Genomic DNA, 21,086 nt, shown 5'->3' on the forward strand with positions numbered 1-21,086 from the left:
CCAGAACATTGACGCCACTTGACGCAAACTTCGATAACAAATTGGTGTGCGATAAGGGTAAATGTGCATAAGTGTGAATCATGTCTCCTATAACTTCATGATTTATCGAACTATCATATGGAGCTATTTGGATACAGCGAGTATCATTAATTTTTTGACTTGGGTTCCAATCGTTGCATGAAAATACTGATTTGTGATGACTCTGCTGTTGCAAGAAAGTTGATCTCTCGCTCTATCGTGCAAGAGTCATCAATGCGTCTGTTGGAATCGCAAGACGGAGCCGAAGCACTACAGATTCTAGCTGAACAAAATATTGACGTTCTGTTTTTAGATTTGACCATGCCAGTCATGGATGGCTTCGAAGTACTCAAACGACTACCAGTAAGCCAGTACCCGACGAAAGTTGTGGTCGTTTCTGGAGACATTCAGCAAGAGGCAAAGCAACGCTGTCTCGATCTCGGGGCGTTGGACTTTATCGCAAAACCCTTAGCGAGGGAGCAAGTTGTCCCGCTCTATGAACGAATCGGCTTACGTTATGCTGAAAATGGGGGACAGCGGGCACCGAACAGCGGCAGTGGCAAGCGTGAAATATCTCCGTTGGTGAAGTTTAGAGAAATTGCGAATATTGCTCTTGGTAAAGGGGCCGCAATTATGGCTGACCACTTACAAGAATTTATTCACTTACCTGTCCCACATGTTGGTCCGTTAACGAGGGGGGAGTTACATATGACGCTCGTTGACGTTATTAGTCGAGATCGCTCTGTTGCGGTTGCTCAACGCTTTGTTGGTGGTGGTATTCATGGTGAAGCGCTAGTGTGTTTGCGAGGAAATGACATCAACCAAATTGGTGAAAGACTCGGCTATTTGGCTGAGTTCACTCCCTACAATGAGATCATTTTGAATGTCTCAAATTTACTTGTGTCATCATTTTTGACCTCTTTAGGTACGCAGTTAGATAAGCAGTTTTCAATGCGTCAACCAAGTATTTTAGAGACACTCACTCCATATGATGAGAGTAAATGTGAATCGGGTGATTTGTTTACTATGGAGTACACCTATATGGCTGAGGAACTCGATTTTGAGTGTGAAGTTTTGTTTCTTATTGACAAGCCATCGGTTGATATTATCTATGAAATCATGGAGTCAATTTAATGTCTGATTTATCGTTGGATATTGCCAATTTTCATTGGGTCACCCAGATTTTAGATACGATGGATTCAGGGCTCATCGTGTTAGATCGTGAATACAAAGTGTGCGTTTGGAATAGCTTTATGCAGTCCTACAGCGGTGTGCTGTCGCAGGATATATTAGGTGAATGCTTGTTTGATCATTTTGAAGAACTGCCTAAAACGTGGCTAGAAACAAAATTAAAAACAAGCGCCGAGCTTGAAACGCGTTCCTTTTCTAGCTGGGAAAATAGACCTTATCTTTTCAAATTTAATAACTTTTCTCCGGTATCAAACAGTTGCAACTTGATGTATCAAGATATCGTAATCACGCCATTGCACTCGTTGTCTGGTTCTATTAGTCATATTGCAATCCAAGTCAATGATGTCTCAGAAACGGCTAGAAATCGTATCCACCTGCGTGAAACAAACCAACACCTCTCCGAAATCAGTCGTAAAGATGGTTTGACCGGGCTATTTAATCGTGCTTTTTGGGAGCAATCCTTAAAGGAGGAGTTTTCTCGATTGAGCGTCATCGACAGAACCTCTTCACTCGTTATCTTTGATATTGACCATTTTAAGAAAGTAAATGATACCTACGGGCATCACTCTGGTGATGAGGTGATACGCCATACCGCTTCGCTATTAAGGAAAACGGCAAGAAGCAGTGATGTTTGCGGGCGTTTTGGTGGTGAAGAGTTTACAGTGTTACTGCCGAATACAAATCAAGAGCAAGCGTTCAATTTTGCCGAACGGTTAAGAACTAGCATCGAAAAAGAGTGTGTGATGGTAGAAAATAAATCTATCAATTTTTCGGTAAGTATTGGCGTATGTGAGTATAAATGCAGCTTTGAAAACCATACTCAATGGCTAAAGTCTGCGGATGCTGCGCTTTATATAGCGAAAGAAAATGGTAGAAACTGTACGCGCATTCATAATCAAGATTGATTATGGGTATATCTTGTTGAATTTGAGTTTAAATCAGTGACAAAGCTCTGAGTTCTGCATCTTGAAGTCACGTGGGTATATGTCTTACTATTGATACGATTTTGCTTTCACCCTCGAAGGCTTGTACAAAATGGAGAAACGCAGTGGTTGTAGAAACCGATGGATACCTCGCTCTTATTGAGCATTTGTCACTTAACTTGAATATTTTCACTTCAGAAGTGGGTGACACGGGTTCAGAAAGCATTGAAGATGTGGTTACGGACATGATTGCATCTAATATCATGGCGATTTTTGAACAAAATCCTGAACTGCATTCAAGTGTTCGTTTCAAATTACTAAAAGAAGCCGATGCTGTTGTTGCTGACTTGAGTGAAGTACTCGCCGGTGTATGGGCTAAGAAAGCGACAAATGAACAGATCGCATTTCTAGATGAATACATTGCACTAGTAAAAAATTTGTTTGATACCGCAGTTGCAACATACGACTAGAGACTCTCTTCCCAAGTTCCTCAATTATACTCCGTTCGATTTTCACGTTGGAGCTACATTGGAGCTTCAGTAGGGGCGTTGGATATTAGAAGGGTTACAGCGTAACTCTTCTCACTTGCCAAAATTTAGAAGCCCAGTATGGATTATCCATCCTTGAAATAATGACACCTTTCGAAGTCGATGCGTGCATAAACTGTTTATTGCCTAAATAAATACCGACGTGATAGGTCGAACGATTGGTTTTGAAAAAAACTAAGTCGCCTTGTTGGGCATCAGACCATTTCATCTTTATACCTCGCTTAGATTGTTGGCGCGTCGTTCTTGGTAGTGACATTTGATACGCCTCAACAAACGCTTTCTGAACAAATGCTGAGCAGTCTATGCCTGATTTTTTTGTTCCTCCCAATCTATAGGGAGTCCCTTGCCACTCACTATAAAATTGAAACAAATCAACATTTTCTGAGAGTAACTCATTAACGGATACCGCTTGGTTCAACTGTTGGGAGCTGTTCACTTTCGATTCCGGCTCAGGCCCAGATGAACATGCACTTATAAAAGCACTAATTATCAAAGGAAAATAAACTCGACGCACAACATCCACCTGTCAACAATATACCCAAGCTGTCTCAGCATGAGTGGAAATACGATACCCTATCTAATTCTTACGACCCAAATCACTCACCCTAAAGTACTGAGTAAAATTTTATGAGCGAAGTCATATAACTTATCGTCGCTTCGATAAACCTAGAATATGATTTTGTACTTTGCATTTTAAAAGTCACTGGCACGACATTTTAAACCATCGCAGCACTTGTTATAGCCTTTTCTATACTAAGTTTCAAAGCTGAAACACTTCAATTGCGTGTCAACGCGAATGAATACCGGCCGTAAATAAAAAATGTTGAAGTAAGGTAAGCTTTTCGGCGAGTTAGGAAACAAAACGCTATGCTTTGATCAGAAGCGGACAGAAAAATAGGGGACGTATCGTTGTTATTTTTAATGTGACGATTACTGCCCTCAGCAAGCACTATCGATGAAAGACATTGTCGATCTCAAAAATAGTGATGAGATTATAAATATCAAGCTGATTTCTATATGCTTAGCGCATTCATTCAGATAAGGAAAGGAAACGATGATGGACAAATTCGTAGTATTTATCCTATGCCTTTGCCTGACAGTAGGTGGTGTGACCCATATTTATGACAATATTGTCGATGGTTTCTTACCATATCATTTTGCCCCAGCCTGGTTAAATTTGTATTGGAGTGCTTTGGGGATCGTTGATTTACTTGCCGTATACTTGCTCATTAAGCACCGCCGTTCTGGTTTAATTCTACTGTTATTTATTCTGCTGACGAGCGTCGGCTTTAATTCTTATGCTCATTATGGGCTAGGTATACTTGAGAATGCCGGAAAGCTGCAGTGGCAGACTCTGCTATTAGGATTTTCAATTGGCGTGTCGTTTTGGTTGTGGAATTCGCAAAAGAACCGCCATTCACGTCAGATATTCCGTTAAGTCTGGTTGTTGATTTTTTTGGTTGTTTATTTCTTAGCGTAACGAAATGGTTGAGTGAGCAGTTTGTCGAGGCGTTGTTCCGTTTGGTCTCTGATCTCCGGGACACCGATCTCAACATCATCATGACCTAACTTCGGTTGAGCACGGTACGTGCCAAACAATCGATCCCAGACAGATAAGAAGAAACCAAAGTTTGAGTGGGTTTCTTGTGGAATAACGGAATGGTGAACACGATGCATGTCTGGTGTGACGATAAGTTTGCGTAACTTCGCATCGAGTATAAGTGGTAGTTTGGCGTTACTATGGTTAAACATCGCACTCGCATTCAATATAATTTCAAACACCACGATGGCAATAGGGGAAACGCCCAAAGCAAACACAGACGCAATTTTTATCACCATAGAGAGTAAGATTTCTATAGGGTGGAATCGTGTTCCTGTTGTGACATCGACATCTAAGTCGGCATGGTGCATTCGGTGAAGCTTCCACAGTGGTTTAATGCGATGGAAAACTAAATGCTGTAGGTAGATGATGAGGTCGAGCAATACGACGGCAATCAGCACGTTTAACCAATTTGGCAAGGCAAGTACATTGAGCAACCCCCACTGATTTTCATGAGCGATGACGGCTGCTTGAAAAGCGACAATTGGCATAATAACGGCAATAACGACACTATTGAGCGCGACCAGTGTGAGGTTGTTAAACCAACGGAATGCTCGATCGACGGTTAGCTTTCTTCTTGGTAGTTTGTTTTCCCATAAGGCACAAAGAATCAGTACCCCAATAAAGATACTGAGTCGTAGCCAGGATGGGTCACTAAATGCAGTTTCGGTCATGCTAATTTCCTTGATTGATTCACTTTTTCTAAAGACCTTGAGACTTCATGGTATCTTTCACTGAGAAGAAAGGCTTATGTGTAACGGTAGACTTAAATTGGATGTTAGCCCGCTTACCACGATTCCTTGAGACTCATTGATGATGCAAGTAGAATCGCGTTCTATTTTATACATGCACTCATAGGGTATGTTGACCTTTCAAGCTGAGTTTCACCGCGAAAAATCAACAGTCCCTAACAACTGGCACTTTCTATCCATGAGAATTCACGCTTTCCATCGTTTATACCAGCACCGTCAATCTATCTCAACGAAGCCATTTAATGCTCGTGGTTGTAAAGTGGTTCGCTGTCCTTATTGTCAGGTCTCTGAGCAATATTGTTTGTGCGACGTTCAGCCGAACATTGAATCTAATATTGCCTGCATGCTGATTGTGTCAGAAAACGAAGTGTTCAAACCAAGCAATACCGGACGCTTGATAGCTGATACGATTCAAGAGACTTACGTGTATCAATGGAATCGCACAGAACCATCTGAAGAGATGCTTGCGTTACTAAAAAGTGATGAGTATCAGCCAGTGATTGTGTTCCCATCAGATTACGTGGATGAGTCCGAGCGTTTATTGGATGGATTGAATCCTGAGCGCGTGTTAAATGCAGATGGGACAAATAAAAAGTGGCTGCTGGTTTTTATTGATGGCAGTTGGCGAGAGGCGCGTAAGATTTTCCGTCGATCTGAGTTTCTTAAGTCTTTACCGGTGCTTTCTATTGAGCCGGAATCCTTGTCTGAATACATGATGCGCAGGTCAGATAATGAGCAGCATTTGTCGACGGCAGAGGTGGCTACATTGGTGCTTAAGCAAGCTGGAGAGGAGCAAGCTTCCGAGTGTCTGCAATTGTGGTTTGAAGCGTTCCGCGAAACTTATATGCTGACAAAAACTAGGGCTAAAATCGACTGGTCTCGACCACACCTGAAACGTTTCAAAGAATGGGCCAAAATCGAGAGCTAACTCTAAGGAATGAGTTTTTGTTGATGGCTTGTTGTTCAACTGGCTTTAACGAGAGGATAAATCTGGATTGGGTCACGGTTTGCAGGCGTACAGATATGGATAATGTTTAAAGTTTGACTCCAGTACCTATATTTTGGATTTTGGGAGTCGGTTGAGCATTTTAGGAGAGAATTGCATGTATTACGGCTTTGATGTCGGTGGCACTAAAATTGAGTTTGGTGCGTTTAATGAAAAACTTGAACGTGTTGCTACAGAACGTGTACCAACCCCAACAGACAACTATGATTTATTGGTAGAAACCATCGCTGGTCTCGTTAATAAATACGATGCAGAATTTGGCTGCGAGGGAACGATTGGTCTTGGTTTGCCAGGTATGGAAGACGCGGATGATGCAACCGTGCTTACCGTTAACGTACCCGCGGCAAAAGGAAAGCCACTTCGAGCAGATTTAGAAGCGAAGATTGGTCGCAGCGTTAAAATTGAAAATGATGCGAACTGTTTTGCGCTTTCTGAAGCCTGGGATGAAGAACTTCAAAACGAACCATCAGTGCTTGGTTTGATCTTGGGCACAGGTTTTGGTGGCGGTTTGGTATTGGATGGTAAAATCTTTTCTGGCCGTAACCACGTTGCGGGTGAGATGGGCCATACTCGCCTTCCTATTGATGCATGGTTCCACCTAGGTGATAACGCGCCTCTGTTGGGCTGTGGTTGCGGAAAAAAAGGGTGTTTAGATAGCTACTTATCTGGTCGTGGCTTTGAGTTGATTTACGCTCATTATTACGGTGAAGAGAAGAAAGCGATCGATATCATTAAAGCTCATGCTGACGGTGAAGAAAAAGCGGTGGAACATGTTGAACGCTTTATGGAGTTGTTGGCGATTTGCTTTGCGAACCTATTTACGGCCGTTGATCCACATACTGTCGTATTAGGCGGCGGTCTATCTAACTTCGAACTGATTTACGAAGAGATGCCAAAACGTATTCCTAAGTACCTGCTTTCTGTAGCGAAATGTCCGAAGATCATCAAAGCAAAACACGGTGATTCAGGTGGCGTACGTGGTGCGGCATTCCTAAATATTAAATAAGCTTTTAAGTCTTACTTACGAAAAGTGCACAAATTACCATTGAAGAAAGCCCTGTTGTGATAAACCGGGCTTTTTGTATTTTAAGCTTGTTGTCACTAGGCTTATTTTTTCTTTTTACCTACGCCCAAGTTTTCTTTTTGAGCCAATGTGATTTTGCTAAAGCCTAACTTTTTGAAATGGTTATCACGGTAATTACGTACCGCTTTAGTGTCAGATACGGCTTCGATTTGTTGCTCCATCTTTAGGAACTCAGTGATATCGATACCTTCTGCTTCTGCAACCGCTTCTTGAATGTTACGGTGTTGCTGGTATGAGAACGTCAGTTCTTTGTCTTGGTCTTTGTAAGTGTAAAGAATGGTGCGAGCCATAGCTGTCTCTCTGAAAAGTGTTTCTGTCATCAACAAAAAGGCCAGACACGCTGACCTTCTTATTTTAAGTTGGGCTAGATTCTGCCTTGAAGTGGGATAATTGTCACGCTTTCTCCTGATTTTACTGTATCAACAGCCGGGGAGATCTCGATTAAACAGTTTGCCTCACTCATTGAACGCAGAATACCTGAGCCTTGTTTGCCCGTTGTGCGAACCGTTAAACGACCTGTTTCGTCTAACTCGTAAATACCACGACTAAATTCGGTACGGCCTTGGCGAGAGCGCAGATTTTCTGTCGCAATTGCGCTGACTTTGAGTGGCTTCCAACCTTGTTCACCTTGCATCTTACGCAGTGCGGGCTCGACAAAGTTAATGAATGAAACCATCACAGCCACAGGGTTACCTGGTAAACCAAAGAAAGGCTTATCGTTGATTTGACCGAACGCAAGCGGACGACCAGGGCGCATGTTGATACGCCAGAAATTAATTTGACCCAGTTTGTCTAATGCAAGTTTGATGTAGTCCGCATCACCAACGGATACGCCGCCAGACGTTAATACGACGTCGGCTTGCGCAGAAGCATTTTCGAGCGCTTCAATCATCAACTGCTCGTTGTCTTCTAGGATACCGAAATCCAAGATCTCGCAGCCGAGTTTCTCTAACATACCCATGATAGTGAAACGGTTTGAATCGTAGATTGAATTCGCTTTCTGCTCAGAGCCCGGCGCTTGCACTTCATCACCCGTAGAGAACACAGCAACTTTCAACTTGCGGAACACGTTCGTTTCACCAAAACCAAGAGAAGCAATCATACCCATCTCAGGAGAGGCGAGGCGAGTCCCTGCGGTAAACACATCGCTGCCCATTGCTAGGTCTTCACCCGCTTGGCGAACGTTTTGCCCCGGTTTGATGCTCGCGCCATTGAACGTGACAGTGTCGCCGTTTTGGGAAGCTTGTTCACGCATTACTACCGTATCGCCGTTGATAGGTGTTGGAGCGCCCGTCATGATCTTGACTGCTTGACCTGTTTCAAGAGGTTGGTCGTAAGCGTGACCAGCGAGCACTTCAGCAACGATTTGATAGCTGTCACGATCAACGTCATCGCCACGAATTGCGTAACCGTCCATTGCTGAGTTAGTGTATTGCGGAACATTCACTGGGGACACCACGTGGTCTGCAAGCACACGACCATATGCATCTTCAATCTTACATGCTTCGGTTTCAGTAACCGTGTTCACCAAAGATAGGATCTTTTCTTGGCCTTGAACCACGGAAAGGAAAGCAGGAGAGAGGGTATCGCAGCAAGCGGCTTCTTTCTCTTTGCTCTTTGGTGCTTTCGCTTCTTGAACATACTGAATAACGAACTGGGCAATTGCTTCAAGATCGTTGATGTTCATTTGTGGCAGTTCAGATTCCAATTCGCCGCTGTCTGAAGCAATCGCAATGATGTTTTCATCGTTTGGATAAAGCCAAGGCTTGCCGACTTCTTCACGGTGCAATTCGATCTTAGGAAAAGCAATGTTTTTGCAGCCCTCAACTAAAACCACATCAAGTTTATCTTGATCGAAACGCGTCAGTAAGTAATCAAATTCTGATTCCGATTCAGGCGTTTCTGTCATTAAAGCAAAACGGTTACGAGAAGAGATCAGCATTTGTGATGCGCCAGCTTTGCGTAAGCGGTGGCTGTCTTTGCCTGGTTGGTCGACATCAAAGTTATGATGTGCGTGCTTGAGCATACCAATGCGCAGACCCGCTTCGGTCAACTTCGGTAGTAATGCTTCAAGCAAAGTGGTTTTTCCTGTACCGGAGTAGGCAGCAAAACCAAGAATAGGGATGTTTAGCGTGTGTTTCATGATTCGAGTTGTCCAAATTGCGCCAGTTCTTCTGGGGTATTCAAGTTGACGAAACAGTTTGGTGAGTCGCTAAAGTCAACGTAACTAGTGTTGCACTCTTTGTAGAGTAGGATGATCTTACGATCGCCACGTTCTAAAAACGCGGTCAGTTTTGGCAGCACGCGCTTGTGATAAAGCGTGAAGACGGGTTGCTGATGATCACCATCATGTGCAACCAATATATCAGTATCTTCTTTTACTGCTTGGCAGAAACGCTCGACCAGGTCGGTGTTGATTTGTGGGCTATCACAAGGAACAAAACCAACCCAATCGGTCTCCGCATGGACTAAGCCCGCATGGATTCCACCCATTGGTCCTGGGAAGTTTGCAAATTGGTCACCAAAAACGAGACCATAGATGCAGTAAGCGTCTTGGTTTCGGTTCGCATTGATCAAAATGCGAGGAGTTTGTGGTGATAAACGTTCGATAACGTGTTCAATGAGTGGCTTCTGATTCAATTCAATCAGACCTTTATCTTTTCCACCCATACGGCTGGCTTGTCCACCAGCCAATATGACCCAACTAGTTTGTGTTGGCTGAAGCATATGCGTTCTCTTGGGATGTTTCTTTTGGTATGACATACAACAGTGGAGACTCTACCAAAGTCTTGTCTTTTATCCACCACTGTTTTTTACATAAATCCGTCAATGCGTTGGCTTGATGACTTGTGATCACGATGCTAGAACCACGATCTAGAAGATCTTTTGCCATGATGACAAGGCGTTCAATAGATTCTTGATCGAGAGAGGCACTCGGCTCGTCCATTAATAGAATTGACGGTTTAAGTATCCACGCTCTTGCCATAGCCACGCGCTGCTTTTCTCCGCCAGATAAAACAGAGATATGTTCATCCGCTAATGTTTCCAAGCCGACCATGCGCAATGCATTGATGACCTGTGCTCGCTTATCATTTGCGGTATTTTGTTGATATTTCACTCCATAAACAACATTGTCAAAGACAGTGCCATCAAAAAGGTAAGGAGACTGATGGAGGTAAATAACATCGACACGACCGTTGCGGCGTGTCCATTTTTTTAACCAAGTATCTTTTGGTGCGACAACTTTACCTGTTGAGGCTTTCAAGAGGCCTGCTAGGATTTTAAGTAGAGTCGTTTTACCAACGCCATTATCACCTTTTAGGTAAATCGCATCATTTGGCCCAATGGCAAGCTCAGGGATGTGAAAAAGCACACGCTCCTTAAATCGCATGGACAACTGCTCGGCGGTTACTTTAATAGTCATAATACACCCTTATATTGGGTTGAAGGCGAGTCGATTGCTTGCTTCATGTTCTTAGATAGCCTTTGCCTCTCATGCTTGATAAGAGGAAGTTAAGCGCTAACGCTAACGATAGTAATACAATTCCCAGTGCAACGCCTTGTGCAAACGCACCTTTGCTGCTTTCTAATGCAATTGCAGTGGGTATATTTCGTGTCACACCCATAATGTTGCCCCCAATCATCATTGAGCAGCCCACCTCGGTCACGATACGTGAAAATCCCGCGATAACCGCTGCCATAATAGGAAATCGAGTCTCCCAGATCATAGTAGCAGCGATACGCGGCATCGAGACGCCTAACGTAATTGCGGTTTCCACAATACGGCGATCACTTGATTGCAGCGCACCGTGCATCATCGACACGAGAACTGGAAAACAGATGATCATTTGACCGAAGATCATCGCCTTTTGGGTAAACAGCATTTGCCAGCCTCCCCAAGGGCCAGCCCGCGATAGCAGCATGTAAAGCAATAAGCCGATCACAACGGTGGGTACGGCTTGCAAGGTGTTCACAATCGACAACAAAAACCATTTACCACGAAAGTCGGTATAGGCGAGGACGAAAGACATCAAGATTGATGGTAATATCACTAAAGATATTGCCGTAATAGAAACACTAAAGGAGACCGCGACGATCTCCCATAGGTCTGCATCAAAATTCACTAATAAGCGCAGGGCTTCCAGTGTCGTATCAGCAAGATTCATATTGCGTTATTTGCTCTCAGCATCCGCAACAAACAACTGTTTCCCGTTGAGACGGAAGCTATTAATCAGCTCCTGACCACGAGGATTCACCAACCAATCACTGAATGCTTTTGCACCTTGGTAATTGATGGTTGGGTATCGCTCTGGATTGACCAAAATAACTTGGTATGGGTTGAACAGTGCTTTGTCGCCTTGGAAAAGGATCGCAAGATCCAGTTTGTTTTGGTAAGCCAGCCAAGTACCACGGTCTGACATAGTGTAACCTTGCATTTCTGCCGCCATGGTGAGTGTTGGACCCATACCTTGACCTACACTGCGGTAGCCACCAAAGTTAGGTTCCATTTTTGTTTGTGCCCAGATACCCAATTCTTTTTTGTGAGTGCCTGAGTCGTCACCACGAGAAATGAAGACAGCATCTTTGTCCGCAATTTCTTTGAAAACGTCCAATACCGATTTGTCGTCTTTTACTTGAGCGGGATCCGATTTAGGACCAACGATAACAAAATCATTGTACATCAGTTTACGTGGAAGAACGCCGTAACCTTTTTCAACAAAGAGGCCCTCAGCCTTTGGTGCGTGAGTCATCACTAGGTCTACGTCGCCATTTTCACCCATTTTTAGCGCTTTACCAGTACCTGCTGCGATGATGTCGACTTTGTAACCGGTGTCTTTTTCAAATTGTGGAAGGAGGTAGTCCAGTAGGCCTGAGTGATAAGTGCTTGTCGTAGTAGCCAGACGAATGTGTTCGCCATCTTGAGCCGCAAAAGTAGAGTAGCTTACAAGAGTGATTGACGTTGCGGCCAATGTCAGCGCAATTTTTTTCATTTTTATTTGTTTCCTTTCCAATGATTTTTGGCTTCTAGAGTCTAGATAAACTGAAGAAGTCGCCAGAGCGTCAGAGCGCGCTCAAATTATAAGTCACCTTAGGGTGAGAGAATGTGGCTGGGTATTGCCCCCTAAGCACGGTTTATTGTGCCAAAAGCAGTCCCACATCCTGAGGTCATTTGGAATCTCTTTATAGCAAACAAGATGCCAACATTTTACAAGCGAAAAAGGTTGGATTTATGCGCTAATTCATGGACTTATTTGCATAAAAATTAGAGTTGGTACAAAATGTCGCACTTTTTGTAGGGTATCTCGACTCAAACTTGGTACACTCTGTCCCATCTGAATCCAACTGGGGTAAATATGTCTACTCAATCCCATATTAGTACACATCAACAATATAACGCATTTTCAGTACTCGTCGTCGATGACGAACTCGGCATGCAAGCAATCCTGAAAAAAGCTTTGGGTAAATTATTTTCGCAAGTCGATACCGCAGGAAGCATCGAAGAAGCAGAAGTATTACGTTGTGCACGCCATTACGATTTGATCCTGTTAGATATTAATTTACCAGGTCGTTCAGGGATAGAGTGGGAAGAGGCGTTTGAAGATGACGACAAACGCGCCGATGTTATTTTTATGACCGGTTATGCGGATTTAGAAATTGCCATTCGTGCACTTCAGTTGGGGGCATCAGATTTTATCCTTAAACCCTTTAACTTAGAGCAAATGCTTAAAGCCGTCAGTCGATGTATGGATCGCCGTTTGAATGAACGCATGCAATATGTCATGAAGCGTGATTATCAGCGCTACAACAATTCAGAAATCATTGGCAGCTCCGATAAAACCCATGAACTAAAGCAGCTTATTACTCAATTTGCACCATCGCGTGCTTCCGTTTTGGTAGAGGGTGAGTCGGGAACAGGTAAAGAGTTAGTCGCTCGAGGCATCCACCAAGCGAGCGCACGTTCTGGCCCTTTTGTTCCGTTGAACTGTGGCGCAATTGCCCCTGAGCTTCTTGAGAGTGAGTTGTTTGGTCATACTTCAGGTGCATTCACAGGTGCGAAGAAGTCACGTGAAGGTCTGTTTCGCGTAGCGAACGGCGGTACTTTGTTTTTGGATGAAATTGGTGAAATGCCATTGTCCATGCAAGCTTCACTATTGAGAGTGTTAGAGCAACGTACCATTCGTCCGGTTGGTTCTGAAAAAGAGATCAGTATTGATGTCCGAATCGTCGCCGCAACTAACCGAAATCTGCAAGAAGAAGTCAATAAAGGGCATTTTCGTAGCGATCTTTACTACCGTTTGAACGTTCTCAAAATTGAAGTCACGCCATTACGTGAACGAAAAGCCGATCTTTTCGATCTGGTTCCTTACTTTAGCAATATGCTGACCCGTGAATTGGGTATGCAAGCACCAAAGTGGGCACACGAAGATATGGAAGCCATGAGCGAATATGAATGGCCGGGCAACATACGTGAGCTTAAAAACCTAATAGAGCGCTGTATCTTATTAGGCAAACCACCGGCACACCATTGGCGTGAACTCGGAGGTAAGCCAGTAATCACAAATGCGCCTAACCAAACAGAACAGAACGATGTTCAATCAACGAGTGTTGAACACACAGAATTTTCAGGCAAGGGCTATCCCAACACATGGACCTTGAAAGACGTAGAAAAGGCGCACATTCAACAGATTGTAAATCTGCATGATGGTAACAAATCGGCAGCCGCGCGCGATTTGGGTGTCGCGCGTAAGACGTTAGAACGCAAGTACAAAGAATGGGATTCTGAGGGCGAGGGATATGCCGAATAGTTGGCAGAGTAAAAGCGTGACCAAATGGACACACCGCTTTAGAACCATGGTGAGATATCGCTTATTGATTCTTACCTCCGCGCCTATTTTTTTGACACTTATTGCGTTAATTGGGATTACGATTTATTGGTCTATCCACTATACATGGCAAAACGCATTGCTCGATGTATCTGAACGTCTAGGCGTGGCCAACAATAGTATTACCTTACTGCAGCAAAAGCAGGCGAATTACGTTAAGTCGTTTGCTGAGTCTTATGACTTTAGAACGCGCATCAATCAAAATCTTCCTCAGGCGAAGCTTCAGCCGTGGGTAACAGAGCAAAAGAAACGTTACGATCTGGATTTTCTGTCTTTCCAACGTGTTGATTCAATGAAAAACAAACTTCGTTTTATGGATCTCACTAAGCGGGAATCTTTCTTCGATGTGCTAGATAAAGCGGAGTTAGAGCGGTTAGATCCAGATCTGGCGAAACGTGCAGAAGTGCCGATTCTTAAAGATGGAAGCGTAGAAGTGCGCGGTCTTGTCAGTCGCACTGTGATTCCCGTATACAATCAAGCGAACGATTTGATCGGCTTCTTAGATGGCGGGATATTGCTAAACAACAGTACCATGTTGGTAGACCAAATTCGCGACCTTATCTATCTTGGCGATCAAGATTTACTCCGTCCTGTAGGCACAATTACCGTATTTTTGGATGATTTACGTGTGAGCACCAACGTACCACTGGACAGTGACCAACGTGTGGGTCGTGCGGTAGGGACGCGAGTCAGTAACGAGGTGTACGACCAGGTACTGGCAGAGGGTAAGCAATGGGTCGATCGTGCTTATGTGTATGACGCTTGGTATATCACCGCGTATCAGCCAATCAAAGACCAATACGACAATGTTATTGGCATGCTTTATACCGGTTACTTGATGTGGCCATTTGTGAAAGCGTACATGACCAACATTGTTGAAATCAGTGTTATTACTGTCCTGTTGCTCTTTATTTCTGGAGTCATGGTTTATCGGGGGTCTAGAGAGTTATTTAATCCGATCGAACACATTCATCGCGTTGTTAAGATGATTCAATTGGGGAAAGAAACACGCATTGGACCACTGGATCTTGACGATGAGCATGAGTTAGCACAACTAGCGAAGCAGTTTGACAACATGCTGGACCTACTAAGGCAGCGTAAAAATGAACTTCAATTTGCGGCAAACGAGCTAGAGAGAAAAGTTCAGAAACGTACGGCGAGTCTTGAAGAAAAAACCGCAGAGCTAGAGTTACATATCCAATTGCTCAATCAGACTCGGAACAAGTTAGTTGTACATGAGAAACTGGCTGCATTAGGCGAACTAACGGCTGGTATTGCACATGAAATCAACAACCCGAGTGCAGTGATACTGGGCAATGTAGAGTTGATCCAGTTTGAGTTAGGAGAAGATGCTCAACGTGTTCAAGAAGAGCTGGATGCCATTCATACCCAGATTGACCGTATTCGTAATATCACGCGAAGTTTGTTGCAGTACAGTCGTCAAGGTGGCGTACAGGATGAAATAACGTGGCAACACGTCAACCCAATTGTCGACGAGAGTATCACTTTGGTGAAAACGGGTACCAAGAAGCGAGACATAGAGTTTGTCACGCTCTTGCAAGCCCATACACCAGTAGAGGTAAATCGCCATCATTTATTGCAAATACTGGTGAACCTGCAAATGAATGCGATTCATGCGATGGATGGTCAAGGTAAGTTGACGGTTATCAGCGAAGATTGGGTTGAAGACGGCGACATCAAAGGCACGGTGATTCATGTTACCGATGAGGGATGTGGCATCAAACCAGAAAACTTAAGCCGTATTTTCTCGCCATTTTATACCACCAAACGAGATGGTACAGGCCTTGGGTTATCCGTTTCACAAAGTATTTTGAGCCAAACTGGCGGTGAGTTAAAAGCGGTGTCGGAATGGGGCAAGGGCAGTACGTTCAGTATTTACCTGCCGAAGAAAGCTGAGCTGCTGCTTGAAGTGACCAATATCGCTTAACTTATTGTTATAATTTGATATTCTGATATCGCCACACAGAAAAATGATAAGAAAAAGGGTCAGTGTAATCACTGACCCTTTTCAGATTGATGACGAACCCCGCTTTTTAAGCGGGGTTCTTTTTTGGAAGCGACCGTAGGTCGCGATCGCGATATTTTTTGTTATATCGTGCGCAGAAGTTTCCATTCATTACATAGGCATACAGAAGCAAGTATTTGCCTTATTTCTGCCATGTTTAAGCCCATTTTTCGTAGATAACTCATCACCAACGCTATCTTCTTGATGTTTTGAGCTGCTGCTGCCAACCAACATTGCATTTGCACATTGGCTAGACCTCGAAAGCGAGCATAACGATGACCATGATGTTGCTTGGCGTCTGCGAAGCTCCGTTCTACGGTTTCACTTCGACGTCGATAAGTCTTTTTTCCGTAGGAAGAGAGCCGCATTTGATTTGCTCTCTCTACTGCATCGCTATAGATATGCCGAGCAATCACTTTCTTCATGTTTTTGCTTTGAGTGCAGTCATTCCTCATTGGACAGAACGCACACTCTTTGGGGTCTGAATGGTATTCTCGGTAGGCATCACGTGATGTGGTTTTATAAAGCAACTCCTGACCATTCGGGCATTGGTAGCTGTCTCTTTGTGCGTCGTAAGTAAAGTGTTTCTTTTTGAATGTATTTTTCGTTCTCGATGGGCGTCGATAACCGAACACGCCAAGAATACCTCGACGTTCAAGTGACTCCGCCACTGGGGCGGTAAAGTAGCCTGCATCCAGTCCAACAGCTATCGGGTTCAATTGGAATGTGGCAAGCGTGTAATCTAAGCGTTGAACGTAAGGTTGTGAGTCATTGATGTTACCTGCAGTGGTATAGGTATCGAGGATAATTCCGTGTTGACCATCAACGGTTCTATGGTCGAGATAGAAGAAGCCTTGTGGCTTATTATCACGAGTCATGAAGCCACTCTCTGGGTCAGTAGTACTGGTTTTAGTATTCTTTGTTTTTGACTCTGATCCGCGAGCCTTAAGCGGCTTCTTGCCCGCTATTTCTCGGTCTAACGTGACGTCTTCATCCAGCATATCAAGATAGGCACTCGCGCGAACCGCCGTGACTTTATTGGTGTGTTTATTCTTGTTGGCGTTCGCTTTGAGATGAGTACTGTCCGTAAAGAGCTCTTGACCCGCGACCAAACCTTTCGATATGGCTTGCTCTACGATATTAATAAAAATACGTTCGAATACATCCGTGCCATTAAAGCGACGAATGCGGTTTTGGCTGAGAGTAGATGCGTGAATGACTTTCTCTGTTAATGACATCCGTAAGAACCAACGGTAAGCGACATTCACTTCAATTTCTTTAACGAGCTGACGCTCACTTTTTATGCCAAAGATGTAGCCAAGTAAGATGATTTTGAAGAGACGAACAGGGTCAACAGGTGGACGCCCATTATCTTTACAATAAAGATGAGCGACTTCATCACGAATGAATTCAAAGTCGATAGCATTATCGATTTTACGCACTAAATGGTCTTTAGGAACCAACTGTTCCATCGTTACCATTTCCAGTTCGTATTGTTGCGGAGTCGGTTCTTGAAGCATGTCGGAGTATCCATATTTCGATACCCCTATTAGATCAAAGGTCTAGCTTGAAAGCTAGACCTTTGTCAGCAGTCTGAAAAGGGTCAGTGTAATCACTGACCCTTTTAGTACCGACCAATCGGTTGTTGAGGTTAATGAGGTTAATGAGGTTAATAAGCAGTAGTGCCCATTTATCCCGTATGCACAGCAATTTTCGGTGGATTGATACCGTGCTTCTTAAACTCTTTCATTACACGCAAAGTGATATCGGTTTCAAACAGCTTCTCGTATGCGGTATCGACTACGTATGCTTTACAGGTTAGTTGAATCGCAAGGTAGTTATCGGTAATCGTCTGCTTCACTAATACCGTTACTGGCTTTGGTAGGTGGATATAGCGACTTGAAGATGCGGCTTCCTGAATAAGATCACGGGCGAGGGTAATGTCTTCATTCATGCCGACATAAAACGGGATCACAACCTGCATATCCAAAGCACCGTAGTTACCGCTGACAACCACTTCGCTTAAGAATTTGTTGTTCGGAATGGTAATGATGTCATCGGTTAACGTACGCATACGGACCGAGCGCAAACCAATCGCAATCACATCGCCGTAGTTTCCCTCAAACGTGACGCGGTCACCAACCTGAAACGGACGGTCAACCATCACGGTCATCCCCGCGATGAATGATGCTGCGAGATCTTTCATCGCAAAACCAACGGAAACGGCCAGCGTACCGCCAATCAAAGCGAGGATTTGGTCATTAATGCGAAAGCTCATCATAAATACGACAGAGCCTGCGGTTAAATAGATAAAGAATTGCAAGAACGATTGCAGTTTTTGCAGCACCATTCGATATTGCACAAACTGGCTACCGATGCTCTCTACCATCGAACTCATGAATTTAAGTAACAGCCAAGTACATGCAATGACGATAATAGAAAAGAACACGCCACTCCAACGGATCAAGCTTGCGATTTGCGAGATATTGTCCACACTCGCGATCTCTTCAGTCGCCAATGCTGGGGTGCTCAATAAACAAAGAGCCAATACGGTGAGTAGTTTTTTCATCGTTATTTCACCAATAAATGTTGACGGTCAAGAACGTTGGTAATGTGGCGGAACCAATGGTCAGAAACACGAGCTTTGTCTTCTCCCCACTCAATAAAACCGCGGCTTTGGAAGTAACGAAGAGTGCCAATGACTTCTGCAATACTTAGCTGAGTACAGTCCGACAGTTCTTCTGGCGACGCGACTTCAAGCTGAACAATGGAACGAAGTACGGCCAGCATGGGTTTTGGCATTTTTTCTAGCTCTTGTGACTCTGGAGCATGGAATAAACGCACTACCACGTGTTGTGTCTCTTTATTTTGACGAAGAGAGAGTCGGAAGAAACGCAAAGCAACCGTAGGGTTACCATCAGCGTAATGCCAAAGAATGCGATAGAAACCTTGTTTAGCACGCTCTTCTTCGGTGATCTCCTCTTGGTCCCATTGCTTTGGAACCACCAAACCATCAAAAGTCACTGGGTTTTCTACGTCTTGGTTAATTCGGCTATCAAAGAGCGCACAAAGCTGTTTTTCACTCCAACGAGGCATAAACTCAACCCAATCAAATAGAAGACGCTCTCCGCGAGCACGATCGACAAAGCGCCAACTCGCTTTTTCAATAGCGATAACCACGCGATGATTCTTTTTAGATCGACGAAGTAAGTTAGTCAGCTTGATTAAACCGCTTAGCCCTCCAACCATGGGCTTTACTAGACGCTGCGCATTATCAACCGCAATGAGATACGGCGTGTCACTTTTGCGTAGATGAGCAAGAACCTGTATCTCCGTGGCTTCTTGTTCCAGGCCTAAATAGGTTGCTAACTCTTTCAGTAACTCGTTGTAACCGGCATAGGGGCAGTTTAAATAAAGTGGCTCGGCATTTTTAACTTTACTCAAGATCGTACGCAAGAATGTGGTTGTGCCAATGCCTCGCTCACCTGAAATAACACACACTGCGGGGCTGTCTGTCAGTAGATACTTCGAAAGCTGTTTAAGTTCATCTGAGGCGTACTCCACCAATTCACTGTTTTCGCTACCTGGTAGAACATATTCGAACGCTTGATCACCTTTAATGCGCACTAGATTGGTGTCAGTACCGTTGTTGCCGGTTTGTTTGGCGACTTCGATACGGAATAAGTACGCCAATGCTTGGCTAAACATGGTGTAATTAGAGAGCATGGCGACGATACGATGTTTAAAGCTATGCAGCGTAATCCACACCGCACAAATTGCTGTACCGATGATGCTTAAGAACAAAGTGTCTTTGCGGCGAATAGACCAGTTCACCCAAACGGGACGTTCAGAGAGCTTCTCTGCGACTTCGAAGACTTTCTTCCGCCATAGACGCAATACTGATAGCGTCACCAACACAAACCAGAAAAACAGTGCGCTGTATATCCAAGAGTAAATGGTGCCTTTACCAAGCGTCCGGATAGAAATTTGCAGAATGACACCCGCCACGATAGCGCTCCATACATAGCGACGAATGGTTGAAAGGCGCAGGGCAATGACTTCTTGGCTAGTACTGCGACTGTTACGATAAGCAAACTCCAGAATAAAGCTGATCGCAATAGATCCGCCTAATACCCACCAAGTAAAAATTTCTAGAATGATTAAGTGCTGTAAACTTGGGATTTGTGAAAGTACGCGAAGCGAGAGTGTAATCGCAATCAACCAAGCAATTGCGCGATGCGCTCGGCTGATGTACCAAATCATGCGAACCCAAATTGGGGGCTTGGCGATATTATCGAGTTGTGTTTCTCGAAACAGGGTAATGATGCGTTTACTATTGGTTAACCACCACACCAAACCAAAATAGATGAACAGTACTTTAATTCCTGCCCACACCACAGGGATCGGTGAAATAAGGATCTCTTGAACCAGAGATTGAAACGAACGAACTTGGAAGTACAGTAAGTACTCGGCGTTAAGTTTGGTCTGATGCCACTCCTGTTTAAATTGAGTCACACCATAAGGGCCGAATCCGGTGAGTTTGTCATGCGTTATAGGGTCTGTTAACTCTAATAGGTGCTCTTTACTTTGCCCAAGACTGTTAAGGGTTAAATGCGCAGATTGAGTATCGAACCATTCCTTATCGCCACCTGATTCACGAAAGGTATTTAAGCGCTCATCGAAAATCAGAGTTTGTTTACGCTGCTCGTGAATAACAGCGTTTAGCAGTTGATTGACTTTACGTTTATCACGGTCAGACATGAATAATTGCTCAGGTAATTGATTTATTTCCTGAGCAATTTCTTGTGCTACGGGTTGTACTTGAGGCTCTGGCTGAAATTCATACTCCCACTTTGCATGAGCAGGCAAAGAAAGTACGAGGCCGATTAGCATTAAAATGCGCACCATAGAATGCATAAAATTCTCTTAAAACTTATAAGGTTAGAGTTAGTGTAGTTGTTTTATTGCCATATGCGAGTTTTCGTAAGTTACTGCAGGAGAATATTGCGATCCGCTTAATGAGCGCATTAAAGCAATAAGGTGGACAGTAATAA

Annotated in this window: 19 protein-coding genes; 8 read left to right on the forward strand and 11 right to left on the reverse strand. The window is 44.0% G+C overall.

Going from position 1 to position 21,086, the window contains the following annotated elements; all coding sequences use genetic code 11:
• Window positions 1–177: 177 nt before the first annotated feature.
• The 3 genes from VA249_RS07250 to VA249_RS07260 all read left to right on the forward strand — a co-directional run bounded on the left by VA249_RS07250 (window position 178) and on the right by VA249_RS07260 (window position 2,602).
• Window positions 178–1,152, forward strand: a complete 975-nt coding sequence (locus tag VA249_RS07250; RefSeq protein ID WP_221069660.1) for a response regulator — start codon at window positions 178–180, stop codon at window positions 1,150–1,152.
• Window positions 1,152–2,114: a GGDEF domain-containing protein gene (locus VA249_RS07255; protein WP_221069661.1), complete on the forward strand. Its 963-nt coding sequence runs from the start codon at window positions 1,152–1,154 to the stop codon at window positions 2,112–2,114. Before VA249_RS07250 ends, VA249_RS07255 begins: the two co-directional genes overlap by 1 nt.
• Window positions 2,115–2,257: 143 nt before the next feature.
• A complete protein-coding gene (locus VA249_RS07260; protein ID WP_128810906.1) occupies window positions 2,258–2,602 on the forward strand; it encodes a DUF3802 family protein in 345 nt (114 codons plus the stop codon).
• 94 nt (window positions 2,603–2,696) lie between these two features.
• Here the strand turns inward: VA249_RS07260 and VA249_RS07265 are convergent, their stop codons facing one another.
• The gene (locus VA249_RS07265) at window positions 2,697–3,203 is read right to left on the reverse strand and encodes an NlpC/P60 family protein (protein ID WP_221069663.1); all 507 of its coding nucleotides are present in this window, start codon (window positions 3,201–3,203) and stop codon (window positions 2,697–2,699) included.
• A 534-nt stretch (window positions 3,204–3,737) separates the two neighbouring features.
• Here VA249_RS07265 and VA249_RS07270 point away from each other — a divergent pair.
• Window positions 3,738–4,118, forward strand: a complete 381-nt coding sequence (locus VA249_RS07270) for a hypothetical protein (RefSeq protein ID WP_221069866.1) — start codon at window positions 3,738–3,740, stop codon at window positions 4,116–4,118.
• 26 nt (window positions 4,119–4,144) lie between these two features.
• Here the strand turns inward: VA249_RS07270 and VA249_RS07275 are convergent, their stop codons facing one another.
• A complete protein-coding gene (locus VA249_RS07275; protein ID WP_221069665.1) occupies window positions 4,145–4,954 on the reverse strand; it encodes a sterol desaturase family protein in 810 nt (269 codons plus the stop codon).
• Between the two features lie 256 nt (window positions 4,955–5,210).
• On the opposite strand from VA249_RS07275, the gene VA249_RS07280 reads away from it, so the two are divergent.
• Window positions 5,211–5,960: a tRNA-uridine aminocarboxypropyltransferase gene (locus VA249_RS07280; protein WP_221069667.1), complete on the forward strand. Its 750-nt coding sequence runs from the start codon at window positions 5,211–5,213 to the stop codon at window positions 5,958–5,960.
• Between the two features lie 175 nt (window positions 5,961–6,135).
• A complete protein-coding gene (gene nagK / locus VA249_RS07285; RefSeq protein ID WP_221069224.1) occupies window positions 6,136–7,044 on the forward strand; it encodes an N-acetylglucosamine kinase in 909 nt (302 codons plus the stop codon).
• A gap of 101 nt (window positions 7,045–7,145) precedes the next feature.
• Here nagK and VA249_RS07290 read toward each other — a convergent pair whose 3' ends face one another.
• The 6 genes from VA249_RS07290 to VA249_RS07315 form a co-directional block, all read right to left on the reverse strand.
• Complete coding sequence (locus VA249_RS07290; protein ID WP_221069222.1) at window positions 7,146–7,412, reverse strand: DUF2960 domain-containing protein; 267 nt, start codon at window positions 7,410–7,412, stop codon at window positions 7,146–7,148.
• A gap of 74 nt (window positions 7,413–7,486) precedes the next feature.
• On the reverse strand, window positions 7,487–9,265 hold the full coding sequence (locus tag VA249_RS07295; RefSeq protein ID WP_221069669.1) for a bifunctional molybdopterin-guanine dinucleotide biosynthesis adaptor protein MobB/molybdopterin molybdotransferase MoeA: 1,779 nt from the start codon (window positions 9,263–9,265) through the stop codon (window positions 7,487–7,489).
• The gene (gene mobA, locus VA249_RS07300; protein ID WP_221069671.1) at window positions 9,262–9,849 is read right to left on the reverse strand and encodes a molybdenum cofactor guanylyltransferase MobA; all 588 of its coding nucleotides are present in this window, start codon (window positions 9,847–9,849) and stop codon (window positions 9,262–9,264) included. The genes VA249_RS07295 and mobA overlap by 4 nt, the downstream gene beginning before the upstream one ends.
• Entirely contained in the window at window positions 9,827–10,546 is a 720-nt protein-coding gene (locus VA249_RS07305; protein ID WP_221069673.1) for an energy-coupling factor ABC transporter ATP-binding protein, read from the reverse strand. The genes mobA and VA249_RS07305 overlap by 23 nt, the downstream gene beginning before the upstream one ends.
• A 43-nt stretch (window positions 10,547–10,589) precedes the next feature.
• Window positions 10,590–11,288 (reverse strand): ABC transporter permease, encoded by a 699-nt coding sequence (locus VA249_RS07310; RefSeq protein ID WP_128810899.1) that lies wholly within the window; start codon window positions 11,286–11,288, stop codon window positions 10,590–10,592.
• A gap of 6 nt (window positions 11,289–11,294) precedes the next feature.
• A complete protein-coding gene (locus VA249_RS07315; protein WP_221069215.1) occupies window positions 11,295–12,113 on the reverse strand; it encodes an ABC transporter substrate-binding protein in 819 nt (272 codons plus the stop codon).
• A gap of 363 nt (window positions 12,114–12,476) precedes the next feature.
• Between VA249_RS07315 and VA249_RS07320 the strand changes: the two genes are divergently transcribed.
• The gene (locus tag VA249_RS07320) at window positions 12,477–13,928 is read left to right on the forward strand and encodes a sigma-54-dependent transcriptional regulator (RefSeq protein ID WP_221069675.1); all 1,452 of its coding nucleotides are present in this window, start codon (window positions 12,477–12,479) and stop codon (window positions 13,926–13,928) included.
• On the forward strand, window positions 13,918–15,954 hold the full coding sequence (locus tag VA249_RS07325) for a sensor histidine kinase (RefSeq protein ID WP_221069677.1): 2,037 nt from the start codon (window positions 13,918–13,920) through the stop codon (window positions 15,952–15,954). Before VA249_RS07320 ends, VA249_RS07325 begins: the two co-directional genes overlap by 11 nt.
• 161 nt (window positions 15,955–16,115) lie before the next feature.
• Here VA249_RS07325 and VA249_RS07330 read toward each other — a convergent pair whose 3' ends face one another.
• The 3 genes from VA249_RS07330 to VA249_RS07340 all read right to left on the reverse strand — a co-directional run bounded on the left by VA249_RS07330 (window position 16,116) and on the right by VA249_RS07340 (window position 20,949).
• Entirely contained in the window at window positions 16,116–17,552 is a 1,437-nt protein-coding gene (locus tag VA249_RS07330) for an IS1182 family transposase (protein ID WP_221067583.1), read from the reverse strand.
• Between the two features lie 170 nt (window positions 17,553–17,722).
• Window positions 17,723–18,601: a mechanosensitive ion channel family protein gene (locus VA249_RS07335; RefSeq protein WP_221069209.1), complete on the reverse strand. Its 879-nt coding sequence runs from the start codon at window positions 18,599–18,601 to the stop codon at window positions 17,723–17,725.
• 2 nt (window positions 18,602–18,603) lie between these two features.
• Window positions 18,604–20,949, reverse strand: a complete 2,346-nt coding sequence (locus tag VA249_RS07340) for an ATP-binding protein (RefSeq protein ID WP_221069680.1) — start codon at window positions 20,947–20,949, stop codon at window positions 18,604–18,606.
• Window positions 20,950–21,086 lie beyond the last annotated feature (137 nt).

This window comes from Vibrio alfacsensis (assembly GCF_019670485.1).
GTDB classification, from domain to species: Bacteria; Pseudomonadota; Gammaproteobacteria; order Enterobacterales; family Vibrionaceae; genus Vibrio; species Vibrio alfacsensis.

What these genes read in the sequence shown, in the direction of transcription:
- VA249_RS07325 (WP_221069677.1), top strand. Translation starts at nt 13,918, where the DNA reads ATGCCGAATAGTTGGCAGAGTAAAAGCGTGACCAAATGGACACACCGC.
- VA249_RS07340 (WP_221069680.1), bottom strand. Translation starts at nt 20,949, where the DNA reads ATGCATTCTATGGTGCGCATTTTAATGCTAATCGGCCTCGTACTTTCT.
- VA249_RS07315 (WP_221069215.1), bottom strand. Translation starts at nt 12,113, where the DNA reads ATGAAAAAAATTGCGCTGACATTGGCCGCAACGTCAATCACTCTTGTA.
- VA249_RS07335 (WP_221069209.1), bottom strand. Translation starts at nt 18,601, where the DNA reads ATGAAAAAACTACTCACCGTATTGGCTCTTTGTTTATTGAGCACCCCA.
- VA249_RS07270 (WP_221069866.1), top strand. Translation starts at nt 3,738, where the DNA reads ATGGACAAATTCGTAGTATTTATCCTATGCCTTTGCCTGACAGTAGGT.
- VA249_RS07330 (WP_221067583.1), bottom strand. Translation starts at nt 17,552, where the DNA reads ATGCTTCAAGAACCGACTCCGCAACAATACGAACTGGAAATGGTAACG.
- VA249_RS07320 (WP_221069675.1), top strand. Translation starts at nt 12,477, where the DNA reads ATGTCTACTCAATCCCATATTAGTACACATCAACAATATAACGCATTT.
- VA249_RS07290 (WP_221069222.1), bottom strand. Translation starts at nt 7,412, where the DNA reads ATGGCTCGCACCATTCTTTACACTTACAAAGACCAAGACAAAGAACTG.
- VA249_RS07275 (WP_221069665.1), bottom strand. Translation starts at nt 4,954, where the DNA reads ATGACCGAAACTGCATTTAGTGACCCATCCTGGCTACGACTCAGTATC.
- VA249_RS07295 (WP_221069669.1), bottom strand. Translation starts at nt 9,265, where the DNA reads ATGAAACACACGCTAAACATCCCTATTCTTGGTTTTGCTGCCTACTCC.
- nagK (WP_221069224.1), top strand. Translation starts at nt 6,136, where the DNA reads ATGTATTACGGCTTTGATGTCGGTGGCACTAAAATTGAGTTTGGTGCG.
- VA249_RS07250 (WP_221069660.1), top strand. Translation starts at nt 178, where the DNA reads ATGAAAATACTGATTTGTGATGACTCTGCTGTTGCAAGAAAGTTGATC.
- VA249_RS07310 (WP_128810899.1), bottom strand. Translation starts at nt 11,288, where the DNA reads ATGAATCTTGCTGATACGACACTGGAAGCCCTGCGCTTATTAGTGAAT.
- VA249_RS07255 (WP_221069661.1), top strand. Translation starts at nt 1,152, where the DNA reads ATGTCTGATTTATCGTTGGATATTGCCAATTTTCATTGGGTCACCCAG.
- VA249_RS07305 (WP_221069673.1), bottom strand. Translation starts at nt 10,546, where the DNA reads ATGACTATTAAAGTAACCGCCGAGCAGTTGTCCATGCGATTTAAGGAG.
- mobA (WP_221069671.1), bottom strand. Translation starts at nt 9,849, where the DNA reads ATGCTTCAGCCAACACAAACTAGTTGGGTCATATTGGCTGGTGGACAA.
- VA249_RS07280 (WP_221069667.1), top strand. Translation starts at nt 5,211, where the DNA reads ATGAGAATTCACGCTTTCCATCGTTTATACCAGCACCGTCAATCTATC.